The following is a 2,932-nucleotide window of genomic DNA, read 5'->3' as shown; positions in this document are numbered from 1 at the left end:
TCCAGGGACATCTCGGCCTGTAATTAAACTAGCAAGCCAACCGATAATCCCTCCAACAATTAGCATCCATAGTATTTCCATTAAGAATCGCCTCCGTATTAAAAGATTTAGTTGACTTTACCCCTAATTGAAACGAATAACCCTGGTATTTTTTTCTTATTTAGAGGCTTTTCTCTCAGTTAAGTAGAAAATTTTACACAGATTTCTTTAAATAGTTACTAAATGCTATTCCTATTCACCCTATGAATTTTCTAAACAAAAACAAGCCATTTATCATAAATTTATTTGCTTCCATGGGTCGTGTAATTCGTTTTGTGTAACTAGAGATCACTAAGAGATCATTGCTACCATGCATATTAGCGATGATCTGTCATTGTCTCCTTTTTATTTCGTTCAAGTGATAAGAACCTATCCTTTTATATAAAAAAGAGAAAAACAATCAGATTTAGAGATCAATTGTTTTTCTCGACAAATATATAGCTTCTACTATCTAGATATTCTTTTTTTACATCCATATTTAAGTGCTTTTTTTAGAAGTACTATCTGATTGTATAACTCGTTCTTAGTAGGTAGATGTCTACACTTATCATGATCCGCAATTAAACATTTAATCTCCCTATGGAATAGGAACCGTTCATAGTTATCGAGCATATCCTCCCCTCCTGATGTTATTTCTTTTACATTACCCCTTCGACACATACTAACACTTGATTTCTGATAAATCACATTCTGTAAACTAAGAATAATATGGGCTTTGACTACAACAAAGATAATTTATATAACTATTTCAACAAAATATGTAACTATATTTTGAATTAAAGTATATAAATTGTAAATTTAATATTTTTTACCTTATTTACAAAAAAACATGTTATTATTTAAATGTGATTTCCAAAATGATCTTTTAAAAAAGGAGTGATTTATTAATGACTAATGAATTAGATAGCAATACGCAGGGTTTCAATGAAATAGATAATAGTATACAAGCCCTTGATCCATATACTTTTTACCGTATTCGTACTTTCTGTGGAAAAATGCTAGATGTATCGGGACAATCAACTGATAATAGTGCATTTGTTGTACAATACTCTTCTACTAATAATCCTAACCAGAACTTCCTCATTTTCGCTCTTGATGATGGTTATTCGATTATTGCAGCAGAACATAGTGGTAAAGTACTTGATATATCACAATCATCAATGTTCAAAGGAGTTCTAATACAATACGGTCTTGAAAATGCAGATAATCAAAAATTTCTTATAGGCAAAGATGGAACCATTGGAGTAAAACGTAGTGGAAAAGTATTTGATGTAGCTAGCGCATCAACCTCTAATAGTGCATTCATTAAAGAATACGATTTTAATAATGGGGCTCATCAGAAATTTACTTTTGATCGAGTTAAAAATTTTCAAGTACCAAATCTATCAAAAGGAACCCTACCACCTGCGCCCGATTTTAAAAATGATATAAATGAACACTTACCAGACCAAAYAGACCCAATTATTACACACTATACAAACATTCCTTATATTATGGTAAAAGATCCCACCCTCAATAGTCGGCAACAAATTCAATCTTCCCCCTATTACAAATTAGTTAAAATCCAATATTGGGAAAAAGTAACTCAACGAATATTGGGACCTAGAGACGATTATGATTATCAGGTGACAAAAGGAATATCCCGAACAGATCAAGTCAGTATGACTGAAACGGTTTCAATGTCAATCGGAGCCGACTTTGGATTTATGTTTAAAGGGTTTTCAGCAGGACTTTCTACGCGAATCTCAAGAGAATTATCTGTTACTAAAAGTACTTCAACTACAGAAATGACAGAAAAAACCTCCAAGGAATCATATACAAATCCTTTTGATTATGAATTGGCACGTGCTCAATATATGCTAATAAATGAATTTTATATAACACGTATGGATGATACACGTATAACAGCTAATTGGACTGTAAGAGATGACACTCAAACCGTTACAAGGATTTTCCCTAAATCTAAATCCTTCACCGACAGTGATGAAGAAACTACTAGTCTAGAATCAGAACTTTAAGAGCAGAGATTCAATATGAAATACTTGAGAGAGGCAATCAAACTAATTTTGGCTGCTTTTTAAATTCACCTAGTAAAAATGAATAATTTATTATATTGTAATTTTTTATAAATAAATATCTATATTAGTAAGTATGATATATGAAAATAAAGAAGGGTTGTGCTTTTAGATGAGCTTAATGACGGTTACTGATAACACATTCGATACAGAGGTTTTACATGCAAGTACACCTGTATTAGTATTCTTTACGGCTACTTGGTGTGGCCCTTGTAAGGAAGAAAGCCCTATTGTAGACTCACTAGCTCAAGAGATGGAGAATAGATTAAAATGTGTAACGGTAGACATTGATAATTCTGTAGAGGTAACAAAGAAGTATGGCGTGAAGAGCGTTCCAACTGTCCTTGTATTTTATGGTGGGCAGAAGAAAGGTTCAATCGTTGGACTAACATCCCGCGAAAAAATACGTCAATTAGTAGGCATGTAAGATATCAAAATTATGGTAATCTAAAACTAATGCCTATATTAAGGTGAGGAAATAATAGATAAAGATAATTAAAGCTGCCTATTTTAGAATAGGTGGCTTTTTAGGTACTAGAGATTAATAGTTCATTATTTGTAAAGAACGATTACTAAAACAAGATGCACATAATAACCAGTAACTTTAATCGAGAAGTAAATACTAAAATATTTTATATAAAAATATTGTTTTATCATTTACCTTTATTGACGACAAATGGATCATTTTTCTATATTTTATATAATAGATGAAACTATTTTTAATAAAATACGTTACCTATTACTCTAATAAAAACAATAAAAATCAATTGTCCTTACAGATTTTATATATTAGATTTTTAAATCATACTTCATATGAC

At 31.1% G+C, this 2,932-nt stretch carries 2 protein-coding genes and 1 pseudogene; 2 read left to right on the top strand and 1 reads right to left on the bottom strand.

Features of this window, described 5'->3' with window-relative positions:
• Positions 1-81, bottom strand: a pseudogene (locus AC1DRF_RS21515) (GlsB/YeaQ/YmgE family stress response membrane protein); the annotation flags it as partial.
• An 845-nt stretch (positions 82-926) separates the two neighbouring features.
• Here AC1DRF_RS21515 and AC1DRF_RS21510 point away from each other — a divergent pair.
• Both AC1DRF_RS21510 and AC1DRF_RS21505 read left to right on the top strand, forming a co-directional pair.
• Positions 927-2,057 (top strand): RICIN domain-containing protein, encoded by a 1,131-nt coding sequence (locus AC1DRF_RS21510; protein ID WP_477741645.1) that lies wholly within the window; start codon positions 927-929, stop codon positions 2,055-2,057.
• Positions 2,058-2,226: 169 nt separating this feature from the next.
• Positions 2,227-2,541, top strand: a complete 315-nt coding sequence (locus AC1DRF_RS21505) for a thioredoxin family protein (protein ID WP_477741644.1) — start codon at positions 2,227-2,229, stop codon at positions 2,539-2,541.
• Positions 2,542-2,932 lie beyond the last annotated feature (391 nt).

Source organism: Priestia sp. P5_B4 (assembly GCF_056400385.1).
The sequence above is the reverse complement of the archived record's forward strand: the minus strand, read 5'-3'. Positions and strand labels throughout refer to the sequence as shown.

Excerpts from the sequence above, each read along its gene's own strand:
- AC1DRF_RS21505 (WP_477741644.1), top strand. The coding sequence starts at position 2,227 with ATGAGCTTAATGACGGTTACTGATAACACATTCGATACAGAGGTTTTA.